Here is an 18,722-nt window from a genome sequence, read left to right as displayed (position 1 = left end):
GCGGCGGGTGCTCGTTGACCGGCGGGGGCCGAGGGGCGGGCACGGCGTGCTCGTTCGCCGGAGATCGGGGATCAGCCGCCGGGTGACCTCCGCGCCCGCCATAGTACTTCCGTGACCACGCCGGCCACGCGTCGGCCGGATGAGGAGGCATTTCCGTGCCATCGCCCTGTGACCCCCAGTACGCTCCCGTCGGCGATGTCGGCGCGGTGCTCATGGTGATCGACTCCCACCTCAAGGCCATCTACGACGGCCGGAGCGAGCAGGGAGCCGAACAGCGGGCGCTGACAGCCCACTTCACCGCGTCCTTGGACCCGGCGGACCTGGACGACCTGCTGGACGGCACCTGCACCCTCATCTACATGTTCATGACCTGGCTCCGCAAGGCTCACGAGAGTCACGGCAAGGACCCCGTCGAGTACGTGGTGCCGAGCCTGGTGGCCACCATGCGCCTGATGCCCAAGAGCTTCCCGCCCGAGGTCATCCCCACGATGGCCGGCCTGGTCGTCGCCGCGGGAACCGGTCTGAGCCCCGGCCTGTGGCGTCGGCAGTACGGCTACTGGACCGACGAGGAGATGACCGGCCTGGAGGGCACCGCCTTGCTGCTGGCGGAGCACATCAACCGCATCACCGACGACCAGGACTTCGCCACCCGTCTGATCACCGAGGCCCTCGACGGCGTCGGCGAGCACTGACGGACCGGTTCACACGGGACACGTCCGTCCCCGGACCGATGACGGCCTGCTCGACCACCGAGGCCGGGGCGCCCGGGCCGGGGCGTGCGGACCGGCCCCCTACGGCCCGCTGCGCGGTCGTCCGTCCGGTACCAGCGCGCCGTACGGCTGGTGCGGCAGGTCGCGCTGGTACCAGGTGCCCGGCTCGCCGCTGAGGTGGGCCGGGTCGGCCGGGCCGACGGGGACGAACCCGGCTTTGGTCAACACCCGCCGGGAGGCGGCGTTCCGGTGGGTGGTGGCCGCCCGCAGGGTGCGCAGTCCGTGCCGGGCCGCCGCCAGCCGGCACAGCTCCCGGACGGTCGCGGTCGCCACCCCGCGACCGGCGACGTGCCGCGCGACGCGGTAGCCGAGTTCAGCGGTGCCGTCCTCGATGTCGACCAGGTTGAACCTGCCGAGTACCGAGCCGTCCTCGGCGACGAGCACGTGGAAGGCGCAGATGCCGGCCTCCTGCTCGGTCAGCAAGGCGTCGTACCGGTCGGTGAACCGGTCGAAGAAGTCGTCGCCCCGGTCGGGGACCGAGGCCGCGAAGTAGGCGCGGTTCGCCAGCTCGAAGGCCAGGACCGCCGCGGCGTGCTCGGCGTGCAGCCGCTTCAGCTCGGGCATGGCCCGACCCTACCCGGACGGGTCCCCGGGGTCGCCCGCCGTCGCCGACGGCGGGCGACCCCGGGACCGGGGCATGTGCTTGCCACCTGCCGTCCGCGGAGACTACGTTCCGGGGACCTTCGCGGTCAGGTGGTTCATACGGGATCGGCACGGATTGTCTCTCCGGCCGCGTCGCCGCGCGGCCGGGTGCCCGCGGTGGTCATGAGCGAGTCGGTCCCGCGCGGGAGAATGACGGCTGCTGCATGGACATCGCCTCCGCTCGGGTGGCCCGGCATGCGGCGCACGGGAGTGTCGGAACGTATGGATGGGATGCCGGACAGCGCCTGGTCGGGGACCGGCCTCGATCCGCTGGGCGGGCGGGTGCTGGAGTACCTGGTCACCGTGGCGTCGGCGGACTCTGCCCAGGTGGCGGAGGCGGTGGGGGTGCCCGTGGCGACGGCGGAGGCGGCGCTGCGGGAACTGGTCGAGGCTTCGCTGGCCCTGCGCGTCGGCGGCGGGTCGGCGCGGTGGGCGGCGGGTCCTCCGCGGGCGTCGCTCGGCGCGCTGCTGGCCCGGCGCCGGGCCGAACTGGCGGGCGCCGAGGCACTGGTGGAGCGGTTGCACGAGGTGTACGAAGAGGTGTCCGGACCGCGCGCCGCACACGTGGTGGAGGTACTGGAGCATGAGCAGGAGGTGTCCGCGCGCTACGGCCAGTTGCTGAAGGGAAGCACGTCGGAGGTGCTGCACCTGGCCAAGCCCCCGTACGTCGCGGGTCCTCGGGCAGCCGCCCGGGATCTGGATGTGTCGGACGGGGTGCGGATGCGGTCGGTGTACGAGACGGACGGCTTCACCGACGCGGTGTCGCTGGAGACGGCGCTGCGCGGTACGGCGGAGGGCGGGCACCTGCGGCTCGCGTCACGGCTGCCGGTGAAACTGGTGGTGTTCGACCGGACGGCCGCGCTGTTGCCGGTACGCGGGGACCGGCCCGCGGCGGGTTCCCTGGTGGTGCACTCGCCCGCGCTGGTGGAAGCGCTGGTGGCGCTATTCGAGAGCGTGTGGGAACGGGCTGTGCCGGTGTCGCTGGCCGGCCTGCGCGAGGGGCTGGGGCCCGCGCACGGCGACGCGGTGCCGGGGTCCGCGGCACGGCCCGCGGTGCCGGACGCGCGGACCCGCGAGATCCTGCGTCTGATGGCCACCGGCATGAAGGACGACACCATCGCCCGGGTGCTCAGGGTGAGCCGCCGGACGGTGCAGAAGCACGTCAGCGAGGCGGGCGCCGTGCTGGGCGCCCGCACCCGCTTCCAGATCGCGCTGCTGGCGGCGGAGCACGGGTGGCTGGAGGGGCGGCCCTGACCGTTCGGCTCCCCTCGTGGGTCGGCGCCCCGAGCGCGGGGTGCCGGTGCCGTACCCCTGTCGGACACGGCACCGGCCGCACGCCCCGCGGCCCCTGGCCCGTGGCCCGACCGCGGCGGCTGACCGGCGCGGGCGGGCACGGGGCTCAGGGCGCGGGCGCCCTGAGCCGGGGCCCCGTCGGCCGTACCGCCGTGGCCCGGCTCGCGGTCATCGTCCCGCGGTGAGCGGGAAACTCCGCCGGGTGACGCGGTCGTCGTGCGTCACGGCCCGCCGGGCGAGTGGCGCGTAGCCGTCCGCCGTGGCGCGCAGGGTGTGCGCTCCGGTCCCGGCCGTGAACAGTGTGTACAGTCCGTCGCCGACGGCCGGGTCCTCGGGGGTGGCCACGGTACGCGCTCCGGCGCCCGGTCCCGAGGTGTCCGTGACGGTCGCGCCGACGATGCCGTGGCCGGTGCGGGCGTCCTCCACGGTGCCCACGGTCAGTCCGCCCGGTACCGGCTTCAGCGTCCGGCTCTCCAGGTTCACGTCGTCGACCTGCCAGAAGTAGGCCCAGTCCGCGACGAAGTGGAAGCGCAGCCGCACGGACGACTGACCGGCGTACTGCCGCAGCGGCACGCTCACGGTGAGATGGTCCTCCTGGCCGCCCGCCTTGGGACCGCCCCACACGGTGTGCCAGGTGGTGCCGTCGTCGGTGCTGGCGTCCACTGTCATGTGCTGCTGGCTGAGGTTGGTGATGTAGCCGGTCTTGAAGGTGAGGTCGGCCGACTGCGCGTCCGACAGGTCGTAGGCGGGGCTGACAAGCGCGGTGTCCTGGTGCGGTCCGAACGGCCCGCTGTCGCTCTCGATGACCGCGAAGGCACCGCTGCCGCCGGTCATGTTGTTCCGCTGGTTCGGGTCGTCGAAGCGCCAGCCGTTGTCGCTGCCCGGCGCGGTCGACACCGTCCAGCCCCGCGGGGCGGCCGTGGTGGAGTCGAAGCCCTCGGTGTGCGGCTTGCGTTGCGGGTCGTAGCCGACGGCGGTGGCCGCGTCGGGGTCCACGGTCAGTGCCGCGTCGGCCGTCACGGGCTTGCCGGACACCGTCACTTGGCGGGTGAGCGCCTCGTAGCCGGGCAGGGCGGCGGTGATGTCGAGGGTGTAGCCGGCGTTCTTCGGCAGGGCGAGGTCGTAGTCACCGGTGACCGGGTCGGTCCAGACCGGTGCCTCCGGCGAGCCCTCGACGGCGATCCGTGCGTAGAGCGGCCAGCCGTGCCCCGAGCCGTCCCGGACGGTCCCGCGCACATGCGTGCGGGGCAGGGCCTTCAGGGCGAAGTCGTGGGTCAGGGCCTGGCCGTCCGCGATGCCGAGGGTGACCGGGGCCGCGGACGCGTAGCCGAACGCCGTGGCGGTGATGCCGTCGGTCTCCCCGACGGGGAGGTTCAGGGTGTACGTGCCGTCGGCACGCGTCGTCGCCACGTCCAGCCCGGAGCCGACGGTGGCGCCGGCGACGGGCTCGCCCGTCTTCGCGTCCGTCACCGTGCCCGTGAGGGTACCGCTCGGACCGTCGCGGAAGGCCGCCAGGCCGGCCGGGGTGCCGAGGCCGGTGGGGCCGTCGTATCCGGGCCCCGCCGTGCACAGGTAGCCGGTGGCGCACGTGCCGTTGTCGCCGGAGGTGATGTCGTTCAGCCCGGAGCCGTCGGCCGCGTACGGGTAGGCGTTGGGGTAGGTGCCCGGGCGGGGCGTACCGGCCAGCGCGTAGGTGGCGGCGATCACCGGGGTGGCCGCGCTGGTGCCGCCGTAGCGCTGCCAGCCGGTGCCCAGGGAGCCGTACGTCGAGTAGACGGCAACGTTGTCAGCGACCGCGGACACGTCGGTGACGCTCCGCCCCGGGCAGCCGGTGTCCTTCTGGAACTCCGGCTTCGTCCGGTACGACGCGCAGCCGGAGCCGGGGCCGTAGGAGCCGCGCTTCCACACGGTCTCGGTCCAGCCACTCGGGCTGTCCGGGTCCGCCGTCAGGTTCGTGCCGCCGACCGCCGTCACGGTGGGGAGCGTCGCGGGGAAGGCGACGCCGTAGCCGTTGTCACCGCTCGCCGCGACAATCGCGACACCGGGGTGGTCGTAGGAGGAGCCGTAGATCTCCTGGTCGTCGGCGTGGTCGCCGGCGCGGCCGTAGGAGTTGGACACGTATTTCGCGCCCAGTTCCACGGCCTTGTCGACACCGGCGGCAAGCCGGTCCAGGCCGTCGTTGTCCGTCTCCACGAGCAGGATGTGCGCCCGCGGGGCGACAGCGGAGACCATGTCGAGGTCGAGGGCTATCTCACCGGCCCACATGTCGTTCGGGGCCGGGTAGTCGGTGCCGCCGCGCTGGTCGACCTTTCGGAAGCAGCCGTTGGCCGTGGTGCACGGTGGCAACCCGTACTGGGCGCGGTAGACGGCCAGGTCCGCCTCCGCCTGGGGGTTGTCGTGGGCGTCGACGATGGCGATGGTCTGTCCGGCACCGCCGTCGGCCGGGAGGCTGTACGCGTTCCGGAGGTCCTGGGGGCCGAGGCCGGGCGGTGTCTGTGCCGCGGCGAGCCGGAGCAGCGGGGGCTGGTCGGCGGAGCGCATGGCATAGCAGGAGGCGTGTCCCTCGGAGGGCGTGCCGCAGACGGGGACCGGGTCGGCGGTCGCGGTGTCGTCGGTGCCCGGCGTGGTGGCGAGGCGGGTCGGCGCGGGGCCGGAGGCCGGGGCCGGCGCGGCGAACGCGGGGATGCCGACGCCGAGGAGGGCGAGGGCCGTGAGTCCCACGGCCGCGGCACCGCGCCGGGCCGACCGGAAGACGGTTGTCCGCTCTCTTCGGAGCGAGGATGAATGCACAACGTACCTATCGTGACGGGCCCTGGGGTGTGGGCCGGTGAATCAGCGCTTTCGCGCCAACACTTCCGGCCAATTAGCGGAAATGAATGAACGGTCTGTCAATACCGGTCGTGTTAACCGTTCGTGTCGTGGCGTCAGGGCTGGTGGCCACCGGGTTCTCAGTTGCGCAGAATCACTTGATCACCCTTGCGCGAGACTTGCCCGGCGGCGTTTCCCGAGTCGAGAATGGCGACCGATTCCCGGTTTTGGGATTTCTCAGGGGATTCAAGGGGCGCACGGGATTCAGCCGTCCGTCCGTGCTGCGCCCTTCGGTTCGGGCATGTCCGGCACGGGCATTCTCGGCACGGCTTTCCGGCACGGGACTTCCAGGCCGGGACTCCGGGACGGGTGGGCCCTTCCCTGAGTGCGACCACCTCCCCTACAGTGATCGCCGTGGCCGGATCATGGCCATGATGTCGACTGTGACCCGTGTCGGCTTCGTCGGGAGCGCTCTGCCGAGAGTGAGCCGGCGGCGCCGTACGGCTCCCGCGAGTACCCGGCTGCCGGAGGGCCGAGGCCCGTCTGCCGGCGATCCCTTGAGGTCCGAGAGAGGCAGCTCCATGTCCGACGGCCCCTCCTCCCCTGTCCGCCCGCAGTCGGGAACCGCGTACGAGCGGCTGCTCGAGGGGTTGCGGCTACAGACCCCGTGGGCGGTCCGTCCGGAGCCCCCGAGCCCCGCGGGCACGCCCGTCGGCCACCGGACAGCCGCCCGGACCCCGGCGGGAACCGCGGCCGCCTCCTCGACACCGGACTCCTGGACCCCGGCCTGGGAACTGATCGACCGCACGGCGCGCGCGTGCGGTTCCCGCGTCGCCATCGCGCACGGGACGACCGAGGTCACCTACGCCGAGCTGCGCCGGCGCACCGACGCCCGGGCGGCCGGGCTGCGCGCCCTCGGTGTGCTGCCCGGTGACCTGGTCGCCGTCGTCGCCGACCGGGGGCCGCGGTTCGTGGAGACCATCCTGGCGATCTGGCGGTCGGGGGCGGCCTACCTGCCACTGAGCCCGGACAGTCCCGCCGTGTGGCGGGGCGAGGTGGTGCGCGCCGCCGGGGCCGTCCTGGTGATCGGCCGGGGTGTGGACACGGCGGTCCCCGGTGTCCCCTTCAGCGACCTGGACGATCCCGGACTCGCCCCCGGTGGCCCCTCCAGCGGCCTGGACGATCCCAAACTCGCCGCTCCCCGCGGCAACCCGCCCGTGCCCCACGTGGCGTACGGGCCGGACGACCTGGCCTACGTCATGTGCACCTCGGGCTCCACCGGCGAACCCAAACTGGTCATGATCGAGCAGCGGGGTGTGACCAACCTGATCCACGCCCAACGGGACTACCTGGGCGCGGAACCGGGCCCGGACACCCGGGTGTTGCAGTTCTTCCACCCGGCCTACGACGCCGCGCTGTTCGACATCCTGCTCGCCCTCGCGGGCGGTGCCCGGCTGGAGATCGCCGACTCCCGCCACACCTCGGGCGGGGAACCGCTCGCCGAACTGCTGAGGGAACGGCGGATCACCTTCGCCGTGCTGCCCGCCCCGGTTCTGCGCACCCTGGAACCGGACGGGTTTCCCGACCTCGCCACGGTGGCGAGCGTCGGTGACGTGTGCCTGCCGGAGACGGCCCGCCGCTGGTCCGCCCGGCATCGTTTCATCAACGGCTACGGACCGACCGAGGCGACGGTGTGCACCACGATGCACACCGTCCGGGCCGGCGGGAGCCCGGACGCCGTCGACCAGGCACCGCCCGGGGCGGCGCCGGTCCCCATCGGCCGGCCCATCGCCGGGTACCGCGTCCACCTCCTCGATGACGGCCTGTGCGAGGTCGCGGACGGCGAGGTCGGCGAGATCTGCGTGACGGGCGACGGGGTGGGACGCGGATATCTCGGCCAACCCGCGCTGACCGCCGAGCGCTTCGTGCCCGATCCGTTCGGATCACGGCCCGGTGCGCGGATGTACCGCACGGGTGACCTCGGCCGGCGGCTCCCCGGCGGCGACATCGAGTTCGTCGGCCGGGCCGATGACCAGGTGAAGGTCCGGGGGGCGCGGATCGAGCTGGGGCAGGTGGAGAAGGCGCTGGCCGCACGGCCCGGGGTACGGGACGCGGTCGCGGTGGTCGACGGCCTTGAGGAGCGGCACCTGCTCGGCTACGTGGTGGCCGCCCCCGGGGTCACCGTGTCGGGCCCGGGCCTGCGTGCCGCGCTGGCCGCGGAGCTGCCGGGTCACCTGGTGCCCGACCTGGTCGAAGTCCTCGACGCCTGGCCCCTGTTGACCAGCGGCAAGGTGGACCGCTCCCGGCTGCCCCGCCCGGGCCGGCCCGTCGCCGGGGCCTGGTCCCCACCGCGCGACCGGACCGAGGAGAGCGTGGCCCGGATCGCGGCGGAACTGCTGGGCGTGGAGCGGATCGGCATCCATGACAACCTCTTCGCCGCGGGAGCCCACTCCCTGCTCGCCGCCCAGTTGGCGGCCCGGGTCCGTGCCGCCCTGGGTGTGGAGGTGCCGTTGAGCGAGGTGCTGGACGGCGGCACCGTGGCGCGGATCGCGGCGCTGGCGACGGCAGGGGGCGGTACGGCACGGCCGGGCCCCCGGGCCGCCGCCGCCTCGGAGGGCCCGGTGCCGTCCTTCGCCCAGCAACGGGTCTGGCTGATGCACCAGTTCGCCCCGCGGGCACACGCCTACCACTCCCAGGCGGCGGTCCGGCTCGAGGGGCCGCTGGACCGGGGCGCGCTCGACGCGGCCCTCACCGACCTGGTGCGCCGGCACGAGGTGTTGCGCAGCCGCTTCCCGTCGGAACACGGACGCCTGCGGTGCGAACTGGTGGACCCCTGGCAGGTCGAGGTGGAGGTGCTGGACCTCGAGGACCGGGACCCGGCCGCACATGCCGAACTGGTCGGCTCGGCGGTGCGCCAGGCGTTCGCCGAGCCCTTCGACCTGGCACAGGGCCCGCCGTTCCGCTGGCTGCTGATACGCCTCTCCCCCACCGAACACATCTTCGTGATGGTGGAACACCACATCGTGCACGACGGCTGGTCCTTCCACGTGTTCGTCCGCGAACTGCTCCAGGGCCACGCCGACCACGTCGCGGGAAGCCCGGCACCACGTCCGCTGCCGCGGGTGAGCTACTACGACCTCGCCCGGTGGCAGCGCGAATGGCTGGACGGCGAGGAGGCCGCCGCACAACGCGCTTACTGGCGGCAGGCGTTGGCCGGGGCGGAGACCGTGCTGCGCCTCCCGCACGGTGGCACCGGTGCCGCGCGTTCCTTCCGCGGCCCGGCGCCGCGCGTCGAGATACCCGGCGACCTCGCCCGCCGGCTCGACGCACTGGCCGAGCGCAACGGCGCCTCCTTGTTCACGGTGCTGCTCGCGGTCTACTTCGTACTGCTCGGCGGCTACACCGGCTCGCGCGACGTGCTGGTCGGGTCCGCGGTGGCGGCCCGCCGCTGGCAGGAGTCGGAGGACCTGGTCGGGATGTTCGTCAACACGCTGGTCCTCCGCGGCCGGATGCACGGGGACCCCTCCTTCGAGACGTTCGTCGGCCGGGTGCGGCGGATGGCACACCAGGCGTACGACCATCAGGAACTGCCCTTCGAGATGATCCTGGAGGAGTCGGGGGCCACCCGGCACAGCGCCGACACCAACCCGCTCATCCAGGCCCACTTCGCCTGCCACGACTCCGTACCGGGGACGGTGAGCGGCAACCCGCTGGACGTCACCCTCATCGAGGGGCTCAGCAACGGCTCGGCCAAGTTCGCCGTCTCGGTGATCGCCGTGCCCCGCTACAGCGCACCTGGCCGGGTCTCCCGTCTGCCCGGCGGGGTGCTGCGCGTCCCCGCGTCCCCGGAACCGGTGGGGCCCGCTCCGCGGACCGCGCTGGACGGCATCACGCTCGCCTGGGAGTTCGACGCGGGGTTGGTGGAGCCGTTGCTGATCGACGGGATGGTCGCCTCGTACCGGCATTTGCTGGAGGCCGTCGCCGACCGGCCGGACACCCCGTTGAGCGCTCTTCCGCTCCTGGACCCGGCCGCCCGGGCCGCCGTACTGGCCACCGGCCGCGGTCCGGAGCGCGAGGGGGCCGACGGCTGGCTGCCCGCGATGGTGGCCCGGTGGGCCGACAGGACACCCGGGGCGCTCGCGGTGGCCTCGGGGCCGCAGCCCCTGACGTACGGGCAGCTCAAGACGGCCGCCGACACGCTGGCCCGCGCCTTGCTGGCCGCCGGCGTCGGGCACGGCGACACGGTGGCCGTCTGCGTCCCGCTCTCCGCCCCCTTGGTGATCGCCCAGCTCGCGGTCCTGACGGCACGCGCCGCCTACCTGCCGCTGGACGTCGGTCACCCGCCGGCCCGGCTGGCCGCCCTGGTGGAGCACGGCCGAGCCCGCGCGCTGGTCACCACGGCCGAGTTCGCGGGCCGGGTGCCGGTTCCCCCGGACCTGCCGGTGCTCATCGCCGACGAGCCCCCGCGTCCGCGTCCGGACGGCACCACCGGGGAGGTGGCGGCGGACCTTCCGCCGGCGCCGCTGCCGGAAGGACGGCCGGACGATCTGGCCTACGTCTGCTACACCTCGGGCTCCACCGGGGAGCCCAAGGGCATCGAGGTGGAGCACCGTTCGGTCGCCGCGCGCCTGCACCGGGCGGCGGTCGTGGACCTGCGGCCCGGCTCCCGGATGCTGGCACTCACGTCCCCGGCGTTCGACGTGTCGGTGCTGGAGATCTGGGGATCGCTGCTCAACGGTGCCGCCCTCCACTTCCTGCCGCCGGGGTGGACGATCCCCACGCTGGCGGCGCGGCTGACCGGCGAAGGGGTGACCCATGCCGTCCTGCCGACGGCGGTCTTCCACGAACTGGTGCGCGACCGGCCCGAGGCGCTGGCCGGCCCGGAGCGGGTGCTGGTGGCCGGTGACGTGGTCTCCGCCGAGGCGTTCCGCGCGGCCCGGCGGATACCCGGCGCCACGGTGATCAACGCCTACGGGCCCACCGAGACCACCGTCATCGCCACGGCCCAGCCGGCCGCGGAATGGTCCGATCCCGCGGCGTCGCACGTGCCGATCGGCAGCGCGCTTCCCGGCACCCATGTGGTGGTCGTCGACGAGGCACTGCGCCCGCTGCCCCTGGGAGTGGTGGGCGAGATCTGCATCGGTGGCGCGGGGGTCGCCCGCGGCTATCTCGGCGCCCCCGCTCTGACCGCCGAGCGGTTCGTGCCGGATCCGTTCGACCCGCTGCCGGGCGGGCGGCTCTACCGCAGCGGGGACCAGGGGCGGCTGCTGCCCGGCGGAGTGGTGGAGTTCCTCGGGCGGCGCGACGACCAGCTCAAGATCCGGGGCTTCCGGGTGGAGCCCGGAGAGGTACGGGCGGCCCTGCGCGCCCTGCCGGACGTCGCCGACGCCCTGGTGCTGGGCGACCGGGACGAGCGGGGCGGCCGACGGCTGATCGCCTACGCGGTCGCCGTCACCGGCCGCTCCCTGTCCGGCACCCGGCTGCGGCAGGCGCTCGCCGACCGGCTGCCCGGACATCTGGTGCCCAGCGCCATCGAGGTGCTCGACGCCTGGCCGCTGACCCTGGCCGGGAAGGTCGACCGGGAGCGGCTGCCGAAGCCCGCCCCGGCGCGGACGGCCGCTGTGGCACGGCCGGGCAACGAGACGGAACGGGTACTGGCCTGGCTGGCCGCGGGAGTGCTGGGGGTGGAACGGGTCGGGGTCCACGACGACCTGCTGGAACTGGGCATGCACTCGCTCCAGGCGATGCGCTTCGCGACCGAGGCGAGCGCGGAGCTGGACAGGGAGTTCACTCTCGGCGCGGTCTTCGCCGAGCGCACCGTCGCCGCGCTGGCGGCGGCCGTCCCGCGGCTGCCGGCCCCCGCGCCGTCGATCAGCCGGCTGCCGCGACGCGCGGCTGGTGGGAAACAGCCGACGACGCGCGGGGACGGGTAACGGCCGATGATCGGTATGGATGGTGACGGCCGATGACCGGTAGGGACGGTGACGGCCGATGACCGATACGGACGGTGACGTCTTCCCGATGTCGTCCGCCCAGCGGAGGCTGTGGTTCCTGCACTCCCTGGACCCCACCGGCCGGGCGCACGCCACGGACCGCTGGTTCCGGGTGACGGGCCAGTTGGACACCGGCGCCCTGCAAGGGGCCGTGAACGCCCTGGTGGCCCGGCACGAGGCGCTGCGCACCGTCTTCCCGGACACGGTGCACGGGCCCGTTCAGCACGTACGCCGCGCCGGGCGGATCACCGTCCGGGATCTCGAGCCCGCCGGCGAACCCGGTGAAGCCGGGGCCCGGCGGTGCGCCGCCGCCTTCCTGCGACGGCCGTTCGACATCGCCGCGGGGCCGCTGCTGCGGATCGCGGTGGTGCCGCTGGCGCCCGGTGACCGGATGCTGGTGCTGTCCCTCCATCTGCTGGCCGCCGACGGCTGGTCCCAGCACGTCCTGCTGGAGGAGTTGGGCGTGCTGTACCGGGCGGCCCTGTCCGGTGCGTCCGGCCGGGTCCCCCTGGCGCCGCCGCCGGTGCAGTACGCCGACTGGGCCGCCTGGCAGCGCGAGCGGCTTTCCTCCGCACGGCGGGCCGGGTTGCTGGACTGGTGGCGTGCCGAACTGGCGAGCGCGCCGCTGCTCTTGGAGCTGGCGGCCGAGCCCGGGGACGACGCGGACCCCGGACCGGCTTCGCCGCCGGGCGGCGGCCGGATCCGGCATGTGCTGGGCACCGACCTGAGTGCGGCGGTCCGGGACCTGGCCAGGACTCGGCGGCAGACCGTGTTCACCGTGCTGCTGTCGGCCTGCGCCGTGGCTCTGGGGCACCGCGCCGGCCGACAGCGGCTGCTGCTGGGCCTGGCGGTCGCCAACCGTGAACAGCGCGAGATCCAGCGGGTTCTGGGCTTCTTCGTCGACACGGTCGCCCTGCACATCGATCTCACCGGCGATCCCGCCTTCGACCACCTGCTGACCCGCGTGGCCGGCACCGTCGCGGCGGCGCACAGCCACCGGGACCTGCCGTTCGACGAGTTGGTCGCCGCTCTGGCTCCCCCCAGGAGTCCGCTGCGTTCGCCCGTCGTGCAGGTGAACTTCGCCCACCACCCCGCGGGCTCGCTGGGCCGCCTGGAACTGCCCGGCTGTGCGGTGCGCGAGGTGCCGGCGGACTCCGGGCCGGGCAAGTTCGAGCTGACCATCAGGGTGGAGGAGAGCCCGGACGACGGCTTGGTGGTCTGGGGGGAGTACGGCGATGACGCCCTGCGCGAGGAGGACGTCCGGGAGGTGCTGGCGGCCTACCAGGAGGTCCTCCGCGCGGTGACGGCGAATCCGGGCTGCCCTCTCTCCGGGCTGCTCGGGGTCCCCGTGAAGCGGGCACGGGCACGCCGATCGAACCCGCCTCCGACCCCGCCCCCGCCCTGCCCCGCCGGAAGCGCCCTGGAACGGTCCGTCGCCCGCATCTTCGGCGAGGCCGTGGGCGCGGCCGAGCCCGGACCGGACCAGGACTTCTTCGCCCTGGGCGGCAACTCGGCGCAGTTGGCCGGGGTTCTCCGCCGTCTGCGCGGGGAGTTGGGCATCCCTCTCACCCTGCGCGAACTGTACGCGGCGCCGACACCGGCGGCGGTGGCCGCGCGGCACCCGGCATCCGGCGGCGACCCGGCGCCGGCCGCACCGGCGGAGCCCGGTACTCACCTCACCTGAACTCCCCTGATCTCCCCTGAACCCCCTTGAATTCCCTGAACGAGGCAAGGACCCGATGACCGAACCGGAAGACATCCCCGGCTACCCGATTCCCCGTGACCCGCGTTGTCCACTGGACCCGCCCGCCGCCTACCTGCGTCCGCAGCGGTCCGCCGTACTGCCACGGGTCAGGATCTGGGACGGCAGCAGGCCCCGGCTGGTGACGCGTTACGACGACGCCGTACAGGCTCTGGGCGACTCCCGGCTCAGCGGGAACTTCAGACTCCCCGGATTCCCGCACTCCTCGGCGTCCTCCGCGGCCAAACTGGAGCGGGTGCTGGCGTACCCGTTCCGCGAGGACGCCGTGCACCAGACCCAACGGGCGATGCTGATGCGGGAGTTCACCCCGCGGAAGATGGAGGCCATGCGCCCTGGGGTGCAGCGGATCGTCGACGACACCATCGACGCCATGCTGGCCGGACCGCGTCCGGCCGACCTGGTGTCGGCCTTCGCCCTGCCGGTGGCCATCCTCGTCATCTGCGACCTGCTCGGGGTGGACGACGAGGAGGACCGCCAGGTTCTGCACGGACTCTGTCGCACCATGGGGTCGCGCACCACGCCCCCCGAGGAGGCGTCCCGGGCCCTTCGGACTCTGGAGGGCTACTTCCACCAGCTCGTGGAGTCGCAACTGCGCGGACCGGGCAAGGGCCTGGTGGGCCGGGTGGTGGTCGAGCGGGTGCGGTCGGGGGAGCTGAGCCACGAGGACGCCGCGGCGATGACGCAGATGTTGTTCCACGCGGGACACGGGCCGTCCGCGTACATGATCGCCACCGGGGCGGCGGCGCTGTTCGCGCATCCGGAGCAACTGGCCGCCTTCCGGGCCCTGGACGACACCGGCCCGGCCGTGGCGGAGCTGCTGCGCTACACCACGGTCGCCCACAACGCCATGCCGCGCGTCGCGACGGAGGACATCGTCATCGGCACCACCCTGGTCCGGGCCGGCGAAGGGGTGATGATCCAGCTGGACGCCGCCGACCGGGACCCGTCGGCCTTCCCCGACCCGCACCGGCTGGACATCGGCCGGCCGCCGTCGCGGAACCTGGCGCTGGGCCATGGCCCGCACCAGTGTCTGGGCCGCGCACTGGCCCACATCGAGCTACAGGTCGCCTTCGGCACCCTCTTCCGGAGAATCCCCGAGCTGCGCCTGGCGGTGCCCGTGACGGAGCTGCCGTTCAAGGACAACGAGAACCTGGTGGGCCTGCACAACCTGCCGGTGACCTGGTAAGCAGGCCCCCGGCGGCGGCGCGGCGCGCTCACCCGGCATGACGCGCGGTGAAGCCCGGCACGGCGGGCGACCGTGGCGGCGCGAGGCCGAAACCGGGCCGGGCACGCCCACGTCAACGGCGACGCGTCGGAAGGTGGGTTCCTCGCACCGTGTCCTTAGACGTCGTCTCATTTGGTGAGTCTGCGGTGACAGATGAGGGTGCAGGCGAGGGCGGTGAAGGCAAGGGAGTGTTCGGCTTTGCGTTCGTAGCGGCGGTGCAGGCGGCGGCAGCCGGCCAGCCAGGACATCGTCCGTTCGATGGTCCAGCGGTGCCGGCCCAGCCGGGTGGACGACTCGATGCCCTTGCGGGCGATGCGGTGCCGGATGCCGCGCTTGCGGAGCCACCGGCGCAGGTCGTCGTAGTCGTAACCCTTGTCACCGTGGAGCTTGGCGGGCCTGCGCCTGCGCGGGCCGCGTCGGGAGCGGATCGGCGGAATGCCGCGGACGAGGGGCTTGAGGGCCTGGCTGTCGTGGAGGTTGGCGCCGGAGATACCGATGGAGAGGGGCAGACCGGTCCGCTCGGTGATCAAGTGGATTTTCGAGCCCTTCTTGCCCCGGTCGACAGGATTCGGACCTGTCAGCTCCCCCCTTTCAGGGCCCGCATGTTCACCGAGTCGATCGCGCAACGCGACCAGTCCAGCTCCCCGCGTGAGCCCAGCTCATCCAGGACGAGGCGGTGCAGCTTCGCCCAGACCCGGGCGGCACTCCACTCGGTGAAGCGCCGGTGCGCGGTCGGCCCCGACGGGCCGAAGACCGGCGGCAGCTGCCGCCAGGTGCAGCCTGAGGTGGCCACGAAGATGATCGCCGCCAGCACCTCACGGTCGCCGTACCGGCGCCGCCCACCGCCCTGCGGACGCGTCGGCGCGGGTGGCACCACCCGCTGGAACAACTCCCACAACCCCTCCGGGACCAGCCGCTCCACGATCGTCATGCCTCAAGACTACGATCCCAAATGAGACGACGTCGTAAGCGACCTGTCCGTGCACCTCGGGCATGGTGGTCGCCTCGGCCAGCAGAACCTCGCTGCGGGCCTTGCAGCCACCGGTCGGTGCACCATCACCGCCGACACCGGCTGGTGGTGGTCCTGGTACGACAAGACCACCCTCACCGACAGCGAGACTGGAGCCGGTTCCGGACGGGCGTGCAGGAGTACCACCCGGCCATGGCGGTCCCGCGGGTCGGCCGGTGCAAGACGCGGCGCCGCACGCACCCCGTCCTCCTGGGCTGACCACAATCCCAGCATCCGCTCCATTTCTGTCATCGCCCGCTCATGCATCGACTTTCCGCCAACTTTACGCTTGTCCTGGCTTTGCCAATTCCCCCCCATCTAAACTGATCAAGGTCGCCGATCTTGCGAGGGACGCAAGAGGCAGAAATTGAAAGGGGAAGGAAATGTTAAGAAGCAAGCTGATAACAGCAGCCATGACGAGCGTGCTGGTCCTGACAGGGACGAGTGCTTTCGCCTTCGGATCCAAGAGTACGGCACTGTCAAACGGAACGCTGACCATCTACGCGGACGACGGATGCCTCGCCACCGGCAACTGTTCCCTGTACTACTCCTCCACTTCATACAAGAAGACGGGCGGCAGCGCGGTCGACGTTCGTCTTGGCATGGACACATCGACCGAGCTTTTCCTTGATTCGACGAAGACGATCTCCGCTGGCCAGACCCTGTCCCACAGTTGGGGCGGCAAGCCCAAGTCGAGGGTCGACGACTGCACCATCGTCGGCTACATGAAGGCCACCACCGGCGACTACTACACTCCGCCAGTCAGCGTCTGCTAGCTCACCCTGCGGCAGTCGGGGTGCCGACCGGCACCCCGACTTCGTCTCCCGAAGGTCATTTTGTGATCGAAGCATCTGTTTCCGCCGTACCCAGGCTGGTCATCTCTTTCCTGATCCTCGCCATCGTGCTGGCGGTACCCACAGCCCTCGTGGCAAGAAGCCGCGGAAAAGCTTGGCCTATAAGGACAGCCCTCGCTGTATACCTGGCCGGCATCGTCACCGTGACTCTGTTGCCGGGGAACGCCGGCTTGGAGAGTGGACAATGCGACGTCGGGATGCCGATTCACTTGCTCACATCCGCGGGTTCATTGCTGAACATTTCCCTCTTCGCACCCGGAGCTTTCCTGGCTGTCCTGATTTTCAGGCGCCCGGTGACAGTCGCTGCAACGCTCAGCTGCCTCAGTGCAACCGTGGAGCTCGTGCAGTCCGTGGCGAACATCGGCCGCGCATGCAGTCTGTCTGACATTACGGCCAATGTGACCGGGGCAGTGCTGGGCTCGCTGATAGGAGCCATCTGGGTATACCAGCGTAGGCAAGCACCACGGCGGCCAGGGCGTGACCTGCTCTGGGGCGCGCTCGTCCTAGCTGTCGGCACTACGTCTGCAGCATGGGTTATGCACTCTCGGATCGAATCGGTCGATGTCGTCGCGATGGACGACCAGAGGCATCGCTTTACTAGCTCTGCTGTCCAAGCCGATGACTGGATCACCTCGGTAGCGAAGGGCATCTACGGCGATGACGTCGAGATGCTCGGGACTGTCACCGAAAAAGAGGGAAGCCGGCTGAAGATCACAGCCAATACGAACAGGGGCAGCATCTCGGGTTGGTGGCCTGAGAGAGATATAGATCGCGCCTGGTCTTCGAACACACGTGGTGAGGAGGGCGGCCTCAATCATGAGCAGGTAGCCACCATCGCAGATGATTTTGCTCGCAAGTGGATTCCTAAAAACTTCGCAGGCAGCCAGCGGAAGATCCGCCCCATAGGAGAGAGCCCAACGACCGCCTACGAGGTGACGTATCGGCGTTACGCCCAAGGCGTGCTGTTGCCCATGCGCCTCGATCTCACCGTCACCGCAGCAGGTCGAGTCATCGGCTTCACCGCCAAAACCGTTGAGGACCCCGCCCTACCGCGAGTCACAATGAACGAAGCGAAAGCCAGGGCTCTAGCGTCGAGTATGACCGGCACGCCATCTGAATCAGCATTGCTCCTTGCTCAGCAGATCAGGGGCGACTGGCGACCAGTCTGGCTTGTAGGCAGCGGCAATCGGGACGTGGCGTTCGATGCGGCAACAGGTGAACGAATCACTATCCGGTAAGGTCGCACACGGGCCGGTCGCTTGATGGTGACTTCGGGTCGTCAGGGTGAATCCTCGCGAAGACCCTGAAGGGCTGAAGCGGTGGATGTATACCGTGCTGTGTGAGGTATTCGAAGCGGCACCAGGCCAGCGGGCAGCACCGGCGGCCCTGCCCGCCACCAGGTACACGGTGGAGATCCGGCGGCGGCTGGCCGAGGCGGTCGCTGATGAGGGCTGCGGCTATGCCGACGAAGGCCAGGAAGTGGTCGGCCTTTCGCTCGTAGCGGCGGTGCAGCCTGCGGCATCCGGCCAGCCAGGAGACCGTTCTTTCGACGACCCAGCGGTGTCGGCCGAGCCGCGTGGAGGACTCGATGCCCTTGCGGGCGATGCGGTGGCGGATGCGACGCCCGCGAAGTCATTTCCACAGGTGGTCGTAGTCGTAGCCCTTGTCGGCGTGTAGCTTGGCCGGACGTCGGCGGCGCGGGCCGCGGCGGGCGCGGATGGGCGGGATCCCGCGCACGAGCGCTTCGAGGCCGAGGCTGTCGTGCATGTTGGCGCCGGAGATGCCCAGCGACAGCGGCACGCCGTATCGGTCGGTGATGAGGTGGAGTTTTGATCCCGGCTTGCCGCGATCGGTCGGATTCGGTCCGGTCAGTGGCCCCCTTTTGCCGCCCTGACGCTGACGGAGTCGATCGCGCATCGCGACCAGTCCAGCTTGCCCCGGGCGCCGAGTTCATCGAAGGTGACCCGGTGCAGCCGGGCCCATACCCGGTCCTGACTCCATCGGACGAAGCGCCGGTAGACCGTGGGCCAGGCCGGCCCGAACACCGGCGGCAGTTGCCGCCAGGTGCAACCGGACGTGCCCACGAAGATGATCGCCGCCAGGCATTCGCGGTCCCCGTCCCGACGGCGGCCGCCGCCCTGCGGGCGTATGACCTCCGTCGGCTGGACCACCCGCCGGAACAGCGTCCACAACTCGTCCGGCACCAACCGCTCCACCAGGTCCGCCATGTACGGCTCAACGAGCGATCACGCCATCAGAAACGACCTCTCAGAGGTCGTTTTCGCCAGGACTGCCCGTGTATCCAGCGATTTCTAGATCGCCGGTTTGTGGTGCTCGTGCCGCTGGAGATGCGGGTTGGTTCTTGC

At 71.7% G+C, this 18,722-nt stretch carries 10 protein-coding genes and 1 pseudogene; 7 read left to right on the top strand and 4 right to left on the bottom strand.

The features are described from left to right. The first annotated feature begins 155 nt into the window (after window positions 1-155). Window positions 156-692 (top strand): hypothetical protein, encoded by a 537-nt coding sequence (locus IF37_RS0106630; RefSeq protein WP_030737627.1) that lies wholly within the window; start codon window positions 156-158, stop codon window positions 690-692. Between the two features lie 99 nt (window positions 693-791). Here IF37_RS0106630 and IF37_RS0106625 read toward each other — a convergent pair whose 3' ends face one another. Continuing rightward, on the bottom strand, window positions 792-1,334 hold the full coding sequence (locus tag IF37_RS0106625) for a GNAT family N-acetyltransferase (protein WP_030737624.1): 543 nt from the start codon (window positions 1,332-1,334) through the stop codon (window positions 792-794). Window positions 1,335-1,634: 300 nt separating this feature from the next. Between IF37_RS0106625 and IF37_RS0106620 the strand changes: the two genes are divergently transcribed. Then, a complete protein-coding gene (locus tag IF37_RS0106620) occupies window positions 1,635-2,666 on the top strand; it encodes a LuxR C-terminal-related transcriptional regulator (RefSeq protein WP_030737621.1) in 1,032 nt (343 codons plus the stop codon). Between the two features lie 207 nt (window positions 2,667-2,873). Here the strand turns inward: IF37_RS0106620 and IF37_RS0106615 are convergent, their stop codons facing one another. Next, window positions 2,874-5,426, bottom strand: coding sequence for a carboxypeptidase regulatory-like domain-containing protein (locus IF37_RS0106615; RefSeq protein WP_253915666.1), 2,553 nt, complete (start codon window positions 5,424-5,426; stop codon window positions 2,874-2,876). Window positions 5,427-6,094: 668 nt separating this feature from the next. Between IF37_RS0106615 and IF37_RS39100 the strand changes: the two genes are divergently transcribed. Genes IF37_RS39100 through IF37_RS0106600 form a run of 3 tightly spaced genes read left to right on the top strand, consistent with a single transcriptional unit; the run spans window position 6,095 to window position 14,454 of the window. Then, the gene (locus IF37_RS39100) at window positions 6,095-11,446 is read left to right on the top strand and encodes a non-ribosomal peptide synthetase (RefSeq protein ID WP_052845004.1); all 5,352 of its coding nucleotides are present in this window, start codon (window positions 6,095-6,097) and stop codon (window positions 11,444-11,446) included. Window positions 11,447-11,504: 58 nt separating this feature from the next. Continuing rightward, complete coding sequence (locus IF37_RS0106605; RefSeq protein WP_030737617.1) at window positions 11,505-13,190, top strand: condensation domain-containing protein; 1,686 nt, start codon at window positions 11,505-11,507, stop codon at window positions 13,188-13,190. A gap of 55 nt (window positions 13,191-13,245) precedes the next feature. Beyond that, window positions 13,246-14,454, top strand: a complete 1,209-nt coding sequence (locus IF37_RS0106600; RefSeq protein WP_030737614.1) for a cytochrome P450 — start codon at window positions 13,246-13,248, stop codon at window positions 14,452-14,454. Between the two features lie 167 nt (window positions 14,455-14,621). On the opposite strand, the gene IF37_RS43410 is transcribed toward IF37_RS0106600, so the two are convergent. Next, window positions 14,622-15,424, bottom strand: a protein-coding gene (locus tag IF37_RS43410; RefSeq protein WP_216725829.1) for an IS5 family transposase whose coding sequence is annotated in 2 segments (ribosomal slippage) — window positions 14,622-15,080 and window positions 15,083-15,424 — 801 coding nt in all. Because the reading frame shifts where the segments join, the coding sequence is not laid out codon by codon here. 491 nt (window positions 15,425-15,915) lie between these two features. On the opposite strand from IF37_RS43410, the gene IF37_RS0106580 reads away from it, so the two are divergent. Together IF37_RS0106580 and IF37_RS41670 are read left to right on the top strand one after the other, a co-directional pair. Next, on the top strand, window positions 15,916-16,278 hold the full coding sequence (locus IF37_RS0106580; RefSeq protein ID WP_030737602.1) for a hypothetical protein: 363 nt from the start codon (window positions 15,916-15,918) through the stop codon (window positions 16,276-16,278). A 62-nt stretch (window positions 16,279-16,340) separates the two neighbouring features. Then, window positions 16,341-17,594, top strand: a complete 1,254-nt coding sequence (locus IF37_RS41670) for a VanZ family protein (RefSeq protein ID WP_158727293.1) — start codon at window positions 16,341-16,343, stop codon at window positions 17,592-17,594. 205 nt (window positions 17,595-17,799) lie between these two features. Here IF37_RS41670 and IF37_RS43405 read toward each other — a convergent pair. Then, window positions 17,800-18,572, bottom strand: a pseudogene (locus IF37_RS43405) (IS5 family transposase); the annotation flags it as partial. Between the last annotated feature and the right edge of the window lie 150 nt (window positions 18,573-18,722).

It is taken from the genome of Streptomyces sp. NRRL S-31 (assembly GCF_000718775.1).
Taxonomy (GTDB): Bacteria; Actinomycetota; Actinomycetes; order Streptomycetales; family Streptomycetaceae; genus Streptomyces.
Note: the sequence above shows the minus strand (reverse complement) of the source record. Positions and strands in the feature narration are given on the sequence as shown.

What these genes read in the sequence shown, in the direction of transcription:
- IF37_RS39100 (WP_052845004.1), top strand. Translation starts at nt 6,095, where the DNA reads ATGTCCGACGGCCCCTCCTCCCCTGTCCGCCCGCAGTCGGGAACCGCG.
- IF37_RS0106580 (WP_030737602.1), top strand. Translation starts at nt 15,916, where the DNA reads ATGACGAGCGTGCTGGTCCTGACAGGGACGAGTGCTTTCGCCTTCGGA.
- IF37_RS0106605 (WP_030737617.1), top strand. Translation starts at nt 11,505, where the DNA reads ATGACCGATACGGACGGTGACGTCTTCCCGATGTCGTCCGCCCAGCGG.
- IF37_RS0106625 (WP_030737624.1), bottom strand. Translation starts at nt 1,334, where the DNA reads ATGCCCGAGCTGAAGCGGCTGCACGCCGAGCACGCCGCGGCGGTCCTG.
- IF37_RS0106620 (WP_030737621.1), top strand. Translation starts at nt 1,635, where the DNA reads ATGGATGGGATGCCGGACAGCGCCTGGTCGGGGACCGGCCTCGATCCG.
- IF37_RS0106600 (WP_030737614.1), top strand. Translation starts at nt 13,246, where the DNA reads ATGACCGAACCGGAAGACATCCCCGGCTACCCGATTCCCCGTGACCCG.